We start from the raw sequence: 15,256 nt of genomic DNA, 5'->3' as shown, positions 1-15,256 counted from the left end.
CACTCGCCGGAGGCCGCCGCCGCCCCCGGCACAGGGGTGCGCCCCGCGCGGCGCCCGTGTGTAGCTTTGGATGTCGGTCTGAGACCCTGATGCTGAGCAGTAACTTTTGGACACCGGAAGGACGGTCGTGCACATCGTCATCATGGGCTGCGGAAGAGTGGGTTCCGCTCTTGCCCAGACCCTGGAGCAACAGGGGCATACGGTCGCCGTGATCGACCAGGACCCCACCGCCTTCCGCCGGCTCGGCCCGGGCTTCGGCGGCCGCCGGGTCACCGGGGTCGGCTTCGACCAGGACACGCTGCGCGAGGCGGGGATCGAGGAGGCCGGCGCCTTCGCCGCCGTCTCCAGCGGTGACAACTCCAACATCATCTCCGCGCGCGTGGCCCGCGAGATGTTCGGCGTGGAGAACGTGGCCGCCCGCATCTACGACCCCCGCCGGGCCGAGGTCTACCAGCGCCTGGGCATCCCCACCGTGGCCACGGTCCGCTGGACCGCCGACCAGATGCTGCGGCGGCTGCTGCCCTCGGGCGCCGAGCCGCTGTGGCGCGACCCCACCGGCGGGGTGCAGCTCGCCGAGGTGCACGCCTCCCCCAAGTGGGTCGGCCACAAGATCAGCCGGCTCCAGGAGGAGACGGGTGTCCGGGTGGCGTTCCTGACCCGGCTCGGTGAGGCGGTGCTGCCCACCTCGCAGACGGTGTTGCAGGAGGGCGACCTCGTGCACGTGATGATGCGGACGGACGACGTGGAGAAGGTCGAGGCGGCGTTCGCCGCGGGCCCGGAAGAGGAGGGCGGTCACTGATGAGGGTCGCCATTGCCGGGGCCGGCGCGGTGGGCCGCTCGATCGCGGGCGAGCTGCTGGAGAACGGCCATGAGGTACTGCTGATCGACAAGGCGCCGACCGCCATCTCGGTGGAGCGGGTGCCCCAGGCGGAGTGGCTGCTGGCCGACGCCTGCGAGATCACCTCCCTGGACGAGGCGGCGCTCCAGCGCTGCAACGTCGTGATCGCCGCGACCGGCGACGACAAGGTCAACCTGGTCGTCTCCCTCCTGGCCAAGACGGAGTACGGCGTCCCGCGCGTCGTCGCCCGGGTCAACAACCCCAAGAACGAGTGGCTGTTCAACGAGGCCTGGGGCGTGGACGTGGCCGTCTCCACCCCGCGCCTGATGTCCGCCCTGGTCGAGGAGGCGGTGAGCGTCGGCGACCTGGTCCGCCTGCTCCGCTTCAGCCACGGCGACGCCAACCTGGTCGAGCTGACCCTGCCCGAGGAATCGGCCCTGGCCGGCACCCAGGTCGGCGATGTGGAGTGGCCGCAGGACACCTCCCTGGTCACCATCATCCGCGGCAACCGGGTGCTGACCCCCTCCAGGGAGGACTCCCTGGAGCCCGGCGACGAGCTGCTGTTCGTGGCCGCGCAGGCCCGGGAGGAACAGCTGGAGGAGCTGCTCTCGGTACGCCGGGAAGAGGTCTGACGCTTCCGGCGGTACGACGGTGAAGGGCGCCCTTGCCGGCAAGGGCGCCCTTCACCGTTCCATGACCTCGTCGTCCCGTGGGCTCGTCGTCCCGTGGGCTCGTCGTCCCGTGGCCTCGTCGCCGCGTGACCGGTCTGGCCGGCTACGCGTCCCGGCGGTGCCGGCCGCCCTGGGCGCCGCCGTCGTCACCGGTGCCGATGGCTCCGGCGGTCCCGGTGGCCCCGGTGGTCTCCCCGGCCTGCGCGGCCTTGCGCGCCTCCTCGGCCTTCTCCTCCGCCTCCAGCTCGGCGAAGACGTCGATCGGCGCCGGGGCCTTCGCCAGGAAGACCCAGGTCAGCCAGACCGCGAGCAGGAACGGCGGGATCTTCAGGGCGACCAGGACCCAGCCGAGCTGCGCGGTGTCGGCCCACCAGTACAGCGGGAAGAGGATCGCGCACTTGGCGAGCAGGATCAGCCCCCAGGCCCAGCTGGCCTTCGCGTACGCCTTCTTGCGGCCCGGGTTGCGGGTGCGCCAGGAGAGGTTCTCCTTGAAGACCGGGCCGAGGATGAGACCGATCAGGGGCACCCCGGCGAGGGTCGTGACGATGTACGCCAGCGCCAGGCCCAGCGTGTAGAGCATGCCGGGGAGGTAGAAGTCCTTGGCGTTGCCGGTGAACATCGCGAAGACGACGCCGAAGGCCACGCCGAAGACGCCGCTGAAGGCGTGCTTGACGGTGTCCTTCATCGCCAGCCGGACCACGACCAGCACCAGGGACACCACCAGCGCGGCGATCGCGGAGAGATGCAGGTCCTTGTTGATCGTGAAGATCGCGACGAAGAGCAGGCCCGGCACGACCGTCTCGACCATGCCGCGGACCCCGCCGAAGGCCTCGAACAGCGCCGCCTCCGTCACCGCGCGGGCGTCGTCGGGATGGGTCCGGTCGGTGTCTTCGGTGTCTTCGGTCGGCTTGTCGAGGGACGTCACCGGCTACTCCCGTCCGAGGGGTCGCAGTTCGTATTTCGGGTTGAACAGCACCCGGCGGCCCCGGCTCATCGAGATCCGGCCCGATGCGATCAGCTTGCGCCCCGGTTCTATGCCCACGATGGAACGCCTGCCGAGCCACACCACGTCCAGCGCGGCGGAGCCGTCGAACAGCTCGGCCTCCAGGGCCGGGACTCCGGCCCGCGGGCGCAGGGTGACCGTGCGCAAGGTACCAGTTACCGTGACGATCTGCCGGTCGTGGCAGTCGCCGATCCTGGTGCAGCCCGCCGTCTCGGCGTCCTCGCGCAGCTCCTCGGACTCCAGGTCCTCCTGCGACGAGGAGAGCCGGTCGAGCATGCGCCGGAACCGGCCCGCCGGCTTTTCGGAACGAGGAACAGCAGTCATATCTGAAAGCGTACCGGGGAGCACCGTCAGCGCTGTAAGGCCGCTCACCTCGCACCCGCACCGCGGCCGGGCCGCACCGCTCACTTCTCGAACCGGTAGCCCATCCCCGGCTCGGTGATGAAGTGCCGCGGGCGCGACGGGTCCGACTCCAGCTTCCGCCGCAGCTGCGCCATGTACACCCGCAGATAGTTGGTCTCGGTGCCGTATGACGGCCCCCAGACCTCTTGGAGCAGCTGCTTCTGGCTGACCAGGCGGCCGGTGTTGCGGACCAGGACCTCCAGCAGGTGCCACTCGGTCGGGGTGAGCCGGACGTCCTTGCCGTCGCGGTTGACCTTCTTCGCGGCGAGGTCGACGGTGAAGCCCGCCGTCTCGACGGTCGTCAGGTCGTCCTCGCCCGGCCCGACCGGCTCGGCCCGGCGGACCGCGGCCCGCAGCCGGGCCAGCAGTTCGTCCATGCCGAACGGCTTGGTGACGTAGTCGTCTGCGCCCGCGTCCAGCGCCTGGACCTTCTCGTCGGAGGAGTGGCGCGCGGAGAGCACCAGGATCGGCACGCGGGTCCAGCCGCGCAGGCCCCTGATCACCTCGACGCCGTCCATGTCGGGCAGCCCCAGGTCGAGGACGACCACGTCGGGGTGGCGGGAGGCGGCCAGCTCGAGCGCGGTGCTGCCGTCGCCGGCCGCGTCGACCTCGTACTTGCGCGCCTTGAGGTTGATCACGAGGGCGCGCACGATCTGCGGCTCGTCGTCGACCACCAGCACCCGGGTCGTCATAGGACCTGCCTTTCCGGTTCTGCGATGTCCGTGCCCGCGTCCACGCCCGCGTCCGTGCCCGGGAGTGCGGGACCTGCCGGCGCCGCGCGCAGGCTCAGCACCATGGTGAGCCCGCCGCCCGGCGTGTCCTCCGCGTCGAGGGTGCCGCCCATCGCCTCGGCGAAGCCCCGGGCGACCGCGAGGCCGAGTCCGACGCCGGCCCCGCGCGGAGCGTCACCGTACCGCTGGAACGGCTCGAAGATGCGGTCCTTGGCCTCGTCCGGCACGCCCGGGCCGCGGTCGACCACGCGCACCTCCACCCGGTCGGCGATGGCGCTCGCGGAGACCAGGACGCGACGTCCGCGCGGGCTGTACTTGACGGCGTTCTCCACCAGGTTGGCCACCGACCGCTCCAGCAGCCCGGGGTCGACGGCGACCATCGGCAGCGTCTCCGGCACGTCCAGCTCGACGCTGTCCTCGGGTACGCCGCCGAGGGCCATCGGTACGACCTCGTCGACGTCGATCTCGCGGATCAGCGGCGTGACCGTACCGGTCTGGAGCCGGGACATGTCGAGCAGGTTGCCCACGAGGTGGTCGAGCCGGTCGGCGCCCTCCTCGATGCCCTCCAGCAGCTCCGCCTGGTCCTCCTCGGACCAGGCGACGTCGTCGGAGCGCAGGGAGGACACGGCGGCCTTGATGCCGGCCAGCGGGGTGCGCAGGTCGTGGCTGACGGCGGCCAGCAGGGCGGTGCGGATGCGGTTGCCCTCGGCTAGCGTCCGGGCCCGGTCGGCCTCCTCCTGGAGGCGTCTGCGGTCGAGTACGACGGCGGCCTGGGCGGCGAAGGCGGCCAGCACCCGGCGGTCGGCGGCGGGCAGCACGCGCCCGGTGAGCGCGAGCGCCATGTGGTCGCCGGCGGGCACGTCGACGTCGGCGTCCTCGGGGCGCTCCAGCGCCGGCCCGAACCCGGCGCGGCCCGCGCAGGTCCAGGGCGCCACGTCGCTCTCCCGCTCCAGCAGGGCGGCCGACTCCATGGCGAAGGTCTCGCGCACCCGTTCCAGCAGCTCCTCCAGGCTGGTCTCGCCGCGCAGCACGTTCCCGGCGAGGAAGGAGAGGATCTCGGACTCGGCGCGCAGCCGGGCCGCCTGGTGGGTGCGGCGGGCGGCGAGGTCCACCACCGAGGCGACGGACATGCCGACGCCGAAGAAGATGGCGATGGCGACGATGTTCTTGGGGTCGGCGATGGTCAGCCGGTGCAGCGGCGGGGTGTAGAAGTAGTTCAGCAGCAGCGAGCCGAAGGCCGCCGAGGCGAGGGCGGGCGGCAGGCCGCCGAGCAGCGCGGCGGCGACGGTGACGGCCAGGAACAGCAGCATGTCGTTGGCGAGGCCGAGGTCGACGGTGTTCAGCAGCAGCGCGAGGACCGCGGGGCCGGCCAGGCCGACGGCCCAGCCCCAGAGGATCCTGGCCCGGCCGAGCCGGCCGCCGCGGGCCACGGGCAGTCCGCGGCCCTTGGCGACCTCCTCGTGGGTGACGATGTGCACGTCCAGGTCGGGGCCGGACTCCCGGGCGACCGTGGCGCCGACGCCGGGCCCGAAGACGTACTGCCAGGCCTTGCGGCGCGAGGAGCCCAGGACGATCTGGGTGGCGTTCACCCCGCGCGCGAAGTCCAGCAGGGCGGCCGGGATGTCGTCGCCGACGACGTGGTGGAAGGTGCCGCCGAGGTCCTCCACCAGGGTGCGCTGGACGGCCAGCTCCTTGGGGGAGGCCGAGGTCAGCCCGTCGCTGCGGGCGATGTAGACGGCCATGACCTCGCCGCCGGCGCCCTTCTCGGCTAGCCGGGCGGCCCGCCGGATGAGGGTGCGGCCCTCGGGGCCGCCGGTCAGGCCCACCACGATCCGCTCGCGTGAGCCCCATATCTTCGAGACCCGGTGTTCGCTGCGGTACTCGTTCAGGTACTCGTCGACCCGGTCGGCCACCCACAGCAGCGCCAGCTCGCGCAGGGCGGTGAGGTTGCCGGGCCGGAAGTAGTTGGACAGGGCCGCGTCGACCTTGTCCGGCTGGTAGATGTTGCCGTGGGCCATCCGCCGGCGCAGGGCCTGCGGGGACATGTCGACCAGCTCGATCTGGTCGGCCCGGCGCACCACCTCGTCCGGGACGGTCTCGCGCTGGCGCACCCCGGTGATCGACTCCACGACGTCACCGAGTGACTCCAGGTGCTGGATGTTGACGGTGGAGACGACGTCGATGCCGGCGGCGAGCAGTTCGGCCACGTCCTGCCAGCGCTTGGCGTTGCGGGAGCCCGGGACGTTGGTGTGGGCCAGCTCGTCCACGAGGGCGACGGCGGGGGCCCGGCGCAGCACGGCGTCGACGTCCATCTCGCCGAAGGTGGCGCCCCGGTACTCCAGCCGTCTGCGCGGCACCTGCTCCAGACCGTGCAGCATCACCTCGGTGCGCGGCCGGCCGTGGTGCTCCACGAACGCGACCACGCAGTCGGTACCCCGCTCGATCCGGCGGTGCGCCTCGGCGAGCATGGCATAGGTCTTGCCCACGCCCGGTGCCGCACCGAGGTAGATCCGCAGCTTGCCGCGTGCCATGGCCCCATTGTCTTCCCGTGTCCGATGCCTACGCAGCGTCGACCCTACGGCCAACAATCACGGCAAACGGGACAGGGGTACGTGCGGTGGACAACTTTGACGCAACCCTGATGAGCGCCCCTGAGAACCGGCCGGGTCCGGCGGGCGGCGCGGAGGACCGGGAGGAGCCCGAAGGGCCGCGAACGGCCTCGCACCCGGCGTCGGCGCCTCCCCCCGCCGGGGCGACCCCGTCGGCGTGTGGCCGCGAAAGCGAGAACGGGCCGTGCCCCTTGGAGGCACGGCCCTCAAACCCTGCTGAACCTGTCGGACACGCTGGACCCGGCGGAGCGTCTAGCGGACTTCCGTGATCTCCGGTCCGCGCTGCAACTGCCCCATGCCGCCGGAGAACCGCGAGGACTCCTCCTGCTGCACGCCCTCGGGGACCATCTGCGCGTCGTTCGGCAGCTTCAGGACGATCGGGTCGCGCGGGGCCATCGGACCCTCGCCGCGGACCACGACGGTGTCACGGAAGATCTGCTCCAGCAGTCCGGCGGCCTGCGGCTGCACCGCGCCCTGGCCGGAGATCACACCGCGCAGGAACCAGCGCGGGCCGTCCACGCCGACGAACCGGACGACCTGGAAGCCACCGGTGCCGTCGGGCAGCTGCACCGGCACCTGGGCGCGCAGCTCCCAGCCGAGCGGGCCCTCGACCTCGTCGACGATGCCACCCTGCTGGGTGATGCCGGCCCCGATCTCCTCGCGGACCTCGCCCCAGATGCCCTCGCGCTTGGGCGCGGCGAACGCCTGGAGCTGGACGGCGCTGTCCCGCAGTACGACGGTCGCGGCGACGATGGCGTCACCGGCGACCTCGACCCGCAGCTCCATGCCGTCGACGCCCGGCACGAACAGACCGCCGAGGTCCACGCGGCCCTCGGCCGGGTCGCGGACCTCGCTGCTGTCCCAGGGACCGTCGGGCCGGGGCCCGGGCTCCAGCCGGACGCGCTCGCGTTCGGCCTCCTCGTCCGCCTCGGTGTCGACGCTGTCGACGACCTGCTCGGCCTCGCCGGCCGCGTCCTCGGCGGCACCCTTCTTCTTGCGACGTCCGAACACGTCACTGTCCTTCCCGGTCGGATACGACCGAAGCGTATCGATTCCCACCCGTCGGACCGCCGTCGGCGGCCCGACCGCTTGTGCCGCTCTCGCCGCCCACCGCGGCATGGCCACCGGTGGACCCGAAGCCCCCTTCGGCCCGCGCGGAGCCGGGAAGTTCCGCCACCTCCTGGAAGCGGACCCTCTCGACCTGCTGGACGACCAGTTGGGCAATCCGGTCGAAGCGCTCGAACCGCACGCTCTCGCGCGGGTCGAGATTCACCACGATCACCTTGATCTCCCCACGGTACCCGGCATCAACCGTCCCCGGGGCATTCACGAGGGCGACACCGCAGCGTGCGGCGAGGCCGGAACGCGGATGCACGAACGCCGCGTACCCCTCCGGGAGGGCGATCGACACTCCCGTGGGCAGGACGGCCCGCTCCCCGGGGGCCAGTTCGCACGCCTCGGTGGTACGCAGGTCGGCTCCGGCGTCGCCCGGGTGTTCGTAGGCCGGGAGCGGCACCTCGGGGTCGACGCGCCGGATCAGCACGTCGAGGGGGTCGCGGCTCACGGGTTCACCTCGAAGGCGCGGGCGCGCCGGACCTGGTCCGGGTCGCTCATGGCGGCCTGGATCTCCGCCTCGCGGCCGTGGTCGATGAAGTGGTCGACCTTGACCTCGATGAAGAGGGCGTCGGCGCGGACGGCGACCGGGCCGTCGGGGCCGCCGATGCGCCCGGTGGCGGTGGAGTAGATCTTCCGCCCGGCGACGGCGGTGATCTCGGCCTCCAGGTACAGCGTGGTGCCGACCGGCACGGGCCGTACGAAGTCCGTCTCCAGCCGTCCGGTCACGGCGATGGTGCGCAGCAGCCAGTTCAGCGAGCCCAGGGTCTCGTCCAGGGCCGTGGCCAGCACTCCGCCGTGCGCGAGGCCGGGGGCGCCCTGGTGGGCGGGCTGCACGGTGAACTCGGCGGTCAGCGAGACGCCCTCGCCGGCCCGGGCCTGGAGGTGCAGTCCGTGCGGCTGTCCGGGGCCGCACCCGAAACAGTGCTCGTAATGGGCGCCGAGAAGCTCCCCGGGCGCGGGCGCGTCGGGGTGCCGTACCGGTTTCCCCGCCTCGGCGGGCGGCTCAAGAGCTGCGGAACTACCACTCACAGGCGCAGACCTTACCCGCGCGCCGGGGTGTTCCGGACCCCGTGCCAAGCTTGGTTTCATGCAGCTTTCCGCCACCCCGTACGAAGAACGCCTCACCGCCCCCCGCTCCTGGTGGCTGATCAGCTTCCTGGTGGGTGTCTCGTTCGCCCTGATCCTGCTTCCGTTCGGCACGTTGCCGCTGCTCGGCGGCCTGGTCGGCGGTACGGCCGCGGCGGCGGTGGTGGCGAGCGCGTACGGCTCCCCGCGGATCCGGGTCGTGGGCGACTCGCTGATCGCGGGCGAGGCGAAGATCCCGGTGTCGGCGCTGGGGGCGGCGGAGGTCCTGGACGCGGAGGAGGCCCGCGCCTGGCGGACGTACAAGGCCGACACCCGCGCCTTCCTGCTGCTGCGCGCCTACATCCCGGGGGCGCTGCGCGTGGAGGTCACGGACCCGGAGGACCCGACGCCGTACCTGTACCTGTCGACGCGGGAGCCGGAGCGGCTGGCGGCGGCGATCGAGGCGGCGCGCGTGGCCGGCGCCCAGGCCCGCGGGGCCGGGGCCTAGGAGTCCTTCGGGAGCTTCCCCAGCTCCAGCGGATCTGCCGGCTTCTCCAGCGGCGGCAGTTCCGGCAGCTCGTCCCAGGGCACCTGGATCTTGCGCAGGTCGGCCCGGATGCGGCCGGCGAGTCTTCTGGTGTCCCGGCGGTTCATGACCGCGCCGACCGCGGCGCCGACCAGGAACGGCATCAGGTTGGGCAGGTCGCGGACCATCCGCTTCATGATCTGCTGGCGCAGCTCGCGCTTCATCCGGCCGCCGAGGGCCGTGTCGTACGTCGACGGCTTCATCACGTCGATGCCGCGCTCCCCCGACCAGGAGGACAGATACGCGGTGGAACGGGCCTTGAGGCTGCCCGGCGGGCGCACCCCGTAGACCTCGTACAGCTCGGCGATCAGCTTCAGCTCGATCGCGGCGACCCCGGTGATCTCCGTGGCCAGTTCGGTGGGCAGGGCCGGGGGTATCGGCAGCATCGCCGCCGCGCCGATTCCGGCGCCGACCGTCGAGGTGCCGGCCGCCGCGCCCGCCACCAGCTTGTCGGCGATCTCCTCGGGGCCCAGGCCGGGGAACTGTCCGCGCAGGGCCGCGAGGTCGCGTACGGGGACACGCGGGGCGATCTCGATGATCCGGTCCGCGAGGTACGACAGGCCCGCGCGAGCGCGGCTGCCGCCCCTGCGGGCGCCTTCCCGGGCCAGATCCCGGGCCTTGTCGCGGACGGCGACCGCCCGGCGACGGGCTACGGGTGCCGGGCGACGGTCCGGCACCGGCAGGTCGTCCGAACCGTCCGCCGGTCCGAGGAGGGCTCCCGTTCCGGGGGAGCCCCCCTCGTCGTCACGCGCGCCGTGCGGGCCGTCGGCCGGCCCTTGGTCCGCTTTCCGCAACGGGAAGCGGCGCTTCCGGGGAGGGGTCGAGCCAGACATGGCCGACCCGTCCTCAGTCGCAGTCGCGGCAGATCGGCTGACCGTTCTTCTCCCTGGCCAGCTGGCTGCGGTGGTGCACCAGGAAGCAGCTCATGCAGGTGAACTCGTCCTGCTGCTTGGGCAGTACCCGGACGGCCAGTTCCTCGTTCGAGAGGTCGGCGCCGGGCAGTTCGAGCCCTTCGGCGGCCTCGAACTCGTCGACGTCCACCGCCGAGGTGGACTTGTCGTTCCGCCGGGCCTTCAGCTCTTCAAGGCTGTCCGAGTCGACGTCGTCGTCGGTCTTGCGTGGAGTGTCGTAATCGGTTGCCATAGTCGCTCTCCCCCTCTGGGTGTCTGCGGTGTCTCCAGCGCACGTAACGCGTGAGAGGCCGGACTTGTGCCCGACCTGAGGCGGAGATTTTGCCTCACATCAAGGTCTGTTACTCAATCGACACCCAACCCGACCCCTCAGGAGTGATCGGCTTGGATGGCGGTGTGGACCGTACACGGTTCTGATGTCGCACCTCAAAGGCGCCTCACCGTGTACTTCCCGTGATCAAGAGCCCTGAAAACCAGGACTTTCCCGGCTTTCCCCCTTGCGTCATGATCACCGTGCGTACACGGCCGGAAATCCACCGGTGTGATCGATCACACAGGAGGGGCTCCATTCGGCGGCCGGGGAATTACGCGGAAAGCGAACACCGTCCGCGTGTGTCGGTCCGTGTCACACCTGCATGGTGACGCGCATCTCCAGCCCGCCGCCCTCACGGGGCCGGGCCTGGATGTGGCCGCCGTGCGCCCGGGCCACGGACCGGACGATGGACAGGCCGAGGCCCACCCCCTTGTCGCTGCCCGTGCGCTCGGTGCGCAACCGCCGGAAGGGCTCGAAAAGGTTGTCGATCTCGTACGCCGGGACCACCGGCCCGGTGTTGGAGACCGTCAGCACCGCCTGCCCGTGCTCGAGCGCGGTGTTCACCTCCACCCAGCCGTTCTCCGGCACGTTGTAGCGCACCGCGTTCTGCACCAGGTTCAGCGCGATCCGCTCCAGCAGCACGCCGTTGCCCTGCACCACGGCCGGCCCGCGCTCGCCGCGGATCTTCACGCCCTTGCTCTCGGCCTCGGCATGCACCTGGTCGATGGCCTGCGTGGCGACCTCGGCCAGGTCGACCGGTTTGCGCTCGACGATCTGGTTGTCGCTGCGCGCCAGCAGCAGCAGCCCCTCGACCAGCTGCTCGCTGCGCTCGTTGGTGGCCAGCAGCGTCTTGCCCAGCTGCTGGAGTTCCACCGGCGCGTTGGGGTCCGACAGGTGGACCTCCAGCAGCGTGCGGTTGATCGCGAGCGGGGTGCGCAGCTCGTGCGAGGCGTTCCCGACGAAGCGCTGCTGGGCCGTGAAGGCGCGCTGAAGCCGCTCCAGCATGTCGTCGAAGGTGTCCGCCAGCTCCTTCAGCTCGTCGTCCGGCCCGTCCAGCTCGATGCGGCGGGACAGGTCCGAGCCGGCGACCTGGCGGGCGGTGCGGGTGATCCGGCCGAGCGGTGAGAGCACCCGGCCGGCCATCGCGTACCCGAAGGCGAAGGCGATCACGGCCAGGCCCAGCAGCGCCAGCAGGGAGCGGCTGAGCAGGTTGTCCAGGGCCGTCTGGCGCTGCTGGTCCACGCAGTGGGCGATGGCGTCGTTGAAGTCCGACAGCGGCAGGCTGGTGGTGTTGATCGCGGTGATCGCGGGGCAGTTGTCGCTGGCGACCCGGATCGACGTACCGCTCACGATCTTGAACAGCGGCTGGTTGCCGGTGCTGATCGCCTGCGCGGCGAGCAGGTAGATGATCGACAGCAGCAGGATGCCGGCGATCAGGAACATGCCGCCGTACAGCAGCGTCAGCCGTATGCGGATGGTCGGGCGCAGCCACGGGAACGGCGGCTGCGGCCTCCTGGGGTCCCAGGTGGGCTTCGGGGGCGCCTGGGGCGGCGCGGGGGTGGCTGCCACGGCGATCAGATCCGGTAGCCGGAGCCGGGGACGGTGACGATGACGGGCGGCTCGCCCAGCTTGCGGCGCAGGGTCATCACCGTCACGCGCACCACGTTGGTGAACGGGTCGGTGTTCTCGTCCCAGGCCTTCTCCAGCAGCTGTTCCGCCGAGACGACCGCGCCCTCGCTGCGCATGAGGACCTCCAGCACCGCGAACTCCTTGGGTGCGAGCTGGACCTCCTTGCCGTCGCGGAAGACCTCGCGGCGGTTGGGGTCGAGCTTGATGCCGGCGCGCTCCAGGACCGGCGGCAGGGGCACGCTGGTGCGGCGGCCGAGGGCGCGCACGCGCGCGATCAGCTCGCTGAAGGCGAACGGCTTCGGCAGGTAGTCGTCGGCGCCGATCTCCAGGCCCTCGACGCGGTCGCTGACGTCGCCGGAGGCGGTGAGCATCAGCACGCGCGTGGGCATGCCCAGTTCGACGATCTTGCGGCAGACGTCGTCGCCGTGCACGAGCGGGAGGTCGCGGTCGAGGACGACCACGTCGTAGTCGTTGACGCCGATGCGCTCCAGGGCGGCCGCACCGTCGTACACGACGTCGACGGCCATGGCCTCCCGGCGCAGCCCGGTGGCCACCGCATCGGCGAGCAGTTGCTCGTCCTCGACGACGAGTACGCGCACGTCCCTTGTCCTTCCTGTGTCCACCCGCGTAGCGCGCTGTGAGCGCGCGCGGCAGGGGTCCTTCGTGGGGTGTGGCTCCCATCCTGCCCTTTTCGGCCGTAAGTCGGCTGTAAGACGAGGTTCGGACCGCAGGGACGGGGGTCCGGGGGCGGAACGACGAGAATTTCTCCACGGTCGAGGTTTCCCCGGAGGAGAGCGGGGGGAGGACGGCTTTACACCCCGCGATCACGCTCTGCATGTGCCGCAGCACCATGCGGTACTCCGCCCTCCGCTTCGCAGAGCGGGCGTGGGTGTCCAGGCACCGTCGCCGCCCGGCCGGGCAGCGCTGGGCACCCGCGAGAGACGTGATCGCCCCTTCCCTACGGCACACCCCGGTGCCACCGACCCACGACCCAGGACGAGGGGGCGCAGCATGGACGCTTTCACCGCAGGACTCCTCCAGCGCATAAAGGCGACCGAGTCCGACCTGTCGCGGGCTCGTGACGAAGGCGACGACTTCCTCGCGGAGGTGGAGCAGGCAGAGCTGGACGACCTGCGACGCCTCGCCGCCGAACACGGTGTGGAGGTCGGCGCGTCACGCGTCTGATCTGCCAGAGCGCACGGCGAGGGACCCCGGCGAATCCAGCGCCGGGGTCCTTCGCGTGCGGGCGGGCCGGCACGGCCGGCCCGGGTCCGGGTACCCCCGGTCAGTCGTGCCAGGCCCCGAAGTCCTCCAGCAGCCGCTGGAGCGGCTCGAAGACCCCCGGCGTGCCCGCGACCGTCAGCTCCCGTGACGGGCGCTCTCCGGGCCGCCCACCGGTCAGCGCGCCCGCTTCCCGGGCGATCAGGTCCCCGGCGGCGAAGTCCCACGCGTGCAGACCCCGCTCGTAGTACCCGTCGAGCCGGCCGCAGGCCACGTCGCACAGGTCGACCGCCGCCGAGCCGCCGCGCCGGATGTCCCGCAGCAGCGGGATCAGCCGGTTGGCCACCCCGGCCTGGTGGGTGCGGACCTCGGTGACGTAGTTGAAGCCGGTGGAGACGAGTGCCTGGTCCAGCGGGGGCGCGGGCCGGCAGGCGAGCGCCCGCTCCCCCTCCCACGCGCCCGTGGCCCACGCGCCGCCGCCGCGCACGGCGTGGTACGTCTCGCCGCGCATCGGAGCCGCGACGACCCCGACGACGGTCTCGCCGTCCCGCTCGGCCGCGATGGACACCGCCCAGGTCGGCAGCCCGTACAGGTAGTTGACCGTGCCGTCCAGCGGGTCGATCACCCAGCGGACGCCGCTCGTGCCCTCGACGGAGGCGCCCTCCTCGCCGAGGAAGCCGTCGTCGGGGCGGCGGCCGGAGATCAGATCGGTGATCAGCTTCTCGGCCGCGATGTCCATCTCGGTGACGACGTCGATGGGGCTGGACTTGGTCCGGGCCACGGCCAGGTCGGCGGGGCGGCCGTCACGCAGCAGCTCGCCGGCCCGGCTGGCGGCCTCCCGGGCGAGGTCGAGCAGGTCCCGGTGCGGGGTGTCGGTCACGGGTCTCCTCACGCGTAGGGGCTGTCGGCACCCGCGGCGGCCGGGTGCGGGACCCGGGCCGGGCAGCAGCCGACCGGGCACAGGTCGTGGCTGGGGCCGAGCGCGCCCAGGGCGCAGCGGGTGACCTCCCGGCCGCGCTCCGCGGCGGCCCGCTCCAGGATCAGCTCGCGGACGGCCGCGGCGAACCGCGGGTCGGCGCCCACGGTGGCCGAGCGGCGCACCGGCAGCCCCAGCTCCTCGGCCTTGGCCTTCGCCTCGGTGTCGAGGTCGTAGAGGACCTCCATGTGGTCGGAGACGAAGCCGATGGGGGCCATGACCACGGCCGGGACGCCGGCGGCGTGCCGCTCCTCCAGGTGGTCGCAGATGTCGGGCTCCAGCCAGGGGATGTGCGGGGCGCCGGAGCGGGACTGGTAGACGAGCCGCCAGGGGTGGTCCACGCCGGTGCGCTCGCGGACGGCGTCGGCGATCAGCCGGGCGACGTCCAGGTGCTGCGCGACGTAGGCGCCGCCCTCGCCGTGGGCCTCGACCGGGCCGGAGGTGTCGGCGGCGGAGGTCGGGATGGAGTGGGTGGTGAAGGCGACGTGGGCACCCTCGCGCACGTCCTCGGGGAGGTCGGCGAGGGAGCGCAGCACGCCGTCGGTCATGGGCTCGACGAAGCCGGGGTGGTTGAAGTAGTGCCGCAGCTTGTCGATCCTCGGCGGCTCCAGGCCCTCGGCCTCCAGCGCGGCCAGCGCGTCGGCGAGGTTCTCGCGGTACTGGCGGCAGCCCGAGTAGGACGCGTAGGCGCTGGTGGCGAGGACCAGGACCCGCCGGTGGCCGTCGGCGACCATCTGGCGCAGGGTGTCCGTCAGGTACGGCGCCCAGTTCCGGTTGCCCCAGTAGACCGGCAGGTCCAGGCCGTGTCCGGCGAAGTCCTCGCGCAGGGCCTCCAGCAGGGCGCGGTTCTGGTCGTTGATGGGGCTGACCCCGCCGAAGAGGAAGTAGTGCCGGCCGACTTCCTTGAGGCGTTCCTTCGGGATGCCGCGCCCGCGCGTGACGTTCTCCAGGAACGGGACCACGTCGTCCGGGCCTTCGGGGCCGCCGAAGGAGAGCAGGAGCAGGGCGTCGTACGGGGTGGCATCGAGCGCGTCTGGCATGACTCGATCCTGCCACCCGGTACCGACAGCCGGACAACAGCGGGGTGGAGAGTCCGATTCGAGTTGTTCGCGCGGGTAGCCCCCTGCCGGATCCCCGGTCGGTCCCCGTCCGGATTCCCACCGGGCGACGGGAGACTTAGGGTCA

General features: G+C 72.1%; 17 protein-coding genes. 4 read left to right on the top strand and 13 right to left on the bottom strand.

Going from position 1 to position 15,256, the window contains the following annotated elements:
* The first annotated feature begins 127 nt into the window (after positions 1 to 127).
* Positions 128 to 799, top strand: coding sequence for a TrkA family potassium uptake protein (locus IF37_RS0102095; RefSeq protein ID WP_030735136.1), 672 nt, complete (start codon positions 128 to 130; stop codon positions 797 to 799).
* Positions 799 to 1,470: a TrkA family potassium uptake protein gene (locus IF37_RS0102090; protein WP_030735135.1), complete on the top strand. Its 672-nt coding sequence runs from the start codon at positions 799 to 801 to the stop codon at positions 1,468 to 1,470. Before IF37_RS0102095 ends, IF37_RS0102090 begins: the two co-directional genes overlap by 1 nt.
* Before the next feature lie 142 nt (positions 1,471 to 1,612).
* Here the strand turns inward: IF37_RS0102090 and IF37_RS0102085 are convergent, their stop codons facing one another.
* The 7 genes from IF37_RS0102085 to IF37_RS0102055 all read right to left on the bottom strand — a co-directional run bounded on the left by IF37_RS0102085 (position 1,613) and on the right by IF37_RS0102055 (position 8,399).
* On the bottom strand, positions 1,613 to 2,434 hold the full coding sequence (locus IF37_RS0102085; protein ID WP_079165506.1) for a DUF3159 domain-containing protein: 822 nt from the start codon (positions 2,432 to 2,434) through the stop codon (positions 1,613 to 1,615).
* 3 nt (positions 2,435 to 2,437) lie between these two features.
* Entirely contained in the window at positions 2,438 to 2,836 is a 399-nt protein-coding gene (locus IF37_RS0102080) for an OB-fold nucleic acid binding domain-containing protein (protein ID WP_079165505.1), read from the bottom strand.
* An 80-nt stretch (positions 2,837 to 2,916) separates the two neighbouring features.
* A complete protein-coding gene (locus IF37_RS0102075) occupies positions 2,917 to 3,606 on the bottom strand; it encodes a response regulator (protein WP_030735130.1) in 690 nt (229 codons plus the stop codon).
* A complete protein-coding gene (locus IF37_RS0102070) occupies positions 3,603 to 6,176 on the bottom strand; it encodes a sensor histidine kinase KdpD (RefSeq protein ID WP_030735128.1) in 2,574 nt (857 codons plus the stop codon). Before IF37_RS0102070 ends, IF37_RS0102075 begins: the two co-directional genes overlap by 4 nt.
* Positions 6,177 to 6,506: 330 nt before the next feature.
* Positions 6,507 to 7,265: a DUF3710 domain-containing protein gene (locus IF37_RS0102065; protein WP_030735125.1), complete on the bottom strand. Its 759-nt coding sequence runs from the start codon at positions 7,263 to 7,265 to the stop codon at positions 6,507 to 6,509.
* A 1-nt stretch (position 7,266) separates the two neighbouring features.
* Entirely contained in the window at positions 7,267 to 7,818 is a 552-nt protein-coding gene (dut, locus tag IF37_RS0102060) for a dUTP diphosphatase (RefSeq protein ID WP_030735123.1), read from the bottom strand.
* Positions 7,815 to 8,399: a PaaI family thioesterase gene (locus IF37_RS0102055; protein ID WP_030735120.1), complete on the bottom strand. Its 585-nt coding sequence runs from the start codon at positions 8,397 to 8,399 to the stop codon at positions 7,815 to 7,817. Before IF37_RS0102055 ends, dut begins: the two co-directional genes overlap by 4 nt.
* Before the next feature lie 58 nt (positions 8,400 to 8,457).
* Between IF37_RS0102055 and IF37_RS0102050 the strand changes: the two genes are divergently transcribed.
* Positions 8,458 to 8,943, top strand: coding sequence for a DUF3093 domain-containing protein (locus IF37_RS0102050; protein ID WP_030735118.1), 486 nt, complete (start codon positions 8,458 to 8,460; stop codon positions 8,941 to 8,943).
* Here the strand turns inward: IF37_RS0102050 and IF37_RS0102045 are convergent.
* The 4 genes from IF37_RS0102045 to IF37_RS0102030 all read right to left on the bottom strand — a co-directional run bounded on the left by IF37_RS0102045 (position 8,940) and on the right by IF37_RS0102030 (position 12,473).
* A complete protein-coding gene (locus IF37_RS0102045) occupies positions 8,940 to 9,854 on the bottom strand; it encodes a hypothetical protein (protein WP_030735115.1) in 915 nt (304 codons plus the stop codon). The genes IF37_RS0102050 and IF37_RS0102045 overlap by 4 nt on opposite strands.
* 13 nt (positions 9,855 to 9,867) lie before the next feature.
* A complete protein-coding gene (locus IF37_RS0102040) occupies positions 9,868 to 10,164 on the bottom strand; it encodes a DUF4193 domain-containing protein (RefSeq protein WP_005481602.1) in 297 nt (98 codons plus the stop codon).
* Positions 10,165 to 10,557: 393 nt separating this feature from the next.
* The gene (locus IF37_RS0102035; protein WP_030735109.1) at positions 10,558 to 11,814 is read right to left on the bottom strand and encodes a HAMP domain-containing sensor histidine kinase; all 1,257 of its coding nucleotides are present in this window, start codon (positions 11,812 to 11,814) and stop codon (positions 10,558 to 10,560) included.
* A gap of 5 nt (positions 11,815 to 11,819) precedes the next feature.
* Positions 11,820 to 12,473, bottom strand: coding sequence for a response regulator transcription factor (locus tag IF37_RS0102030; protein WP_003993508.1), 654 nt, complete (start codon positions 12,471 to 12,473; stop codon positions 11,820 to 11,822).
* 412 nt (positions 12,474 to 12,885) lie between these two features.
* Here IF37_RS0102030 and IF37_RS44790 point away from each other — a divergent pair, with 412 nt between their 5' ends.
* Complete coding sequence (locus IF37_RS44790; protein WP_173456694.1) at positions 12,886 to 13,059, top strand: hypothetical protein; 174 nt, start codon at positions 12,886 to 12,888, stop codon at positions 13,057 to 13,059.
* Positions 13,060 to 13,159: 100 nt separating this feature from the next.
* On the opposite strand, the gene IF37_RS0102020 is transcribed toward IF37_RS44790, so the two are convergent.
* Positions 13,160 to 13,975 carry an inositol monophosphatase family protein gene (locus tag IF37_RS0102020; protein WP_030735104.1) on the bottom strand — a complete coding sequence of 272 codons (816 nt, stop codon included), beginning with the start codon at positions 13,973 to 13,975 and terminating at the stop codon, positions 13,160 to 13,162.
* Between the two features lie 8 nt (positions 13,976 to 13,983).
* Positions 13,984 to 15,111 (bottom strand): ferrochelatase, encoded by a 1,128-nt coding sequence (locus IF37_RS0102015; protein WP_030735102.1) that lies wholly within the window; start codon positions 15,109 to 15,111, stop codon positions 13,984 to 13,986.
* Between the last annotated feature and the right edge of the window lie 145 nt (positions 15,112 to 15,256).

It is taken from the genome of Streptomyces sp. NRRL S-31 (assembly GCF_000718775.1).
In the GTDB taxonomy this organism is placed as follows: domain Bacteria; phylum Actinomycetota; class Actinomycetes; order Streptomycetales; family Streptomycetaceae; genus Streptomyces.
This window is presented reverse-complemented; position numbering and strand designations above follow the sequence as displayed.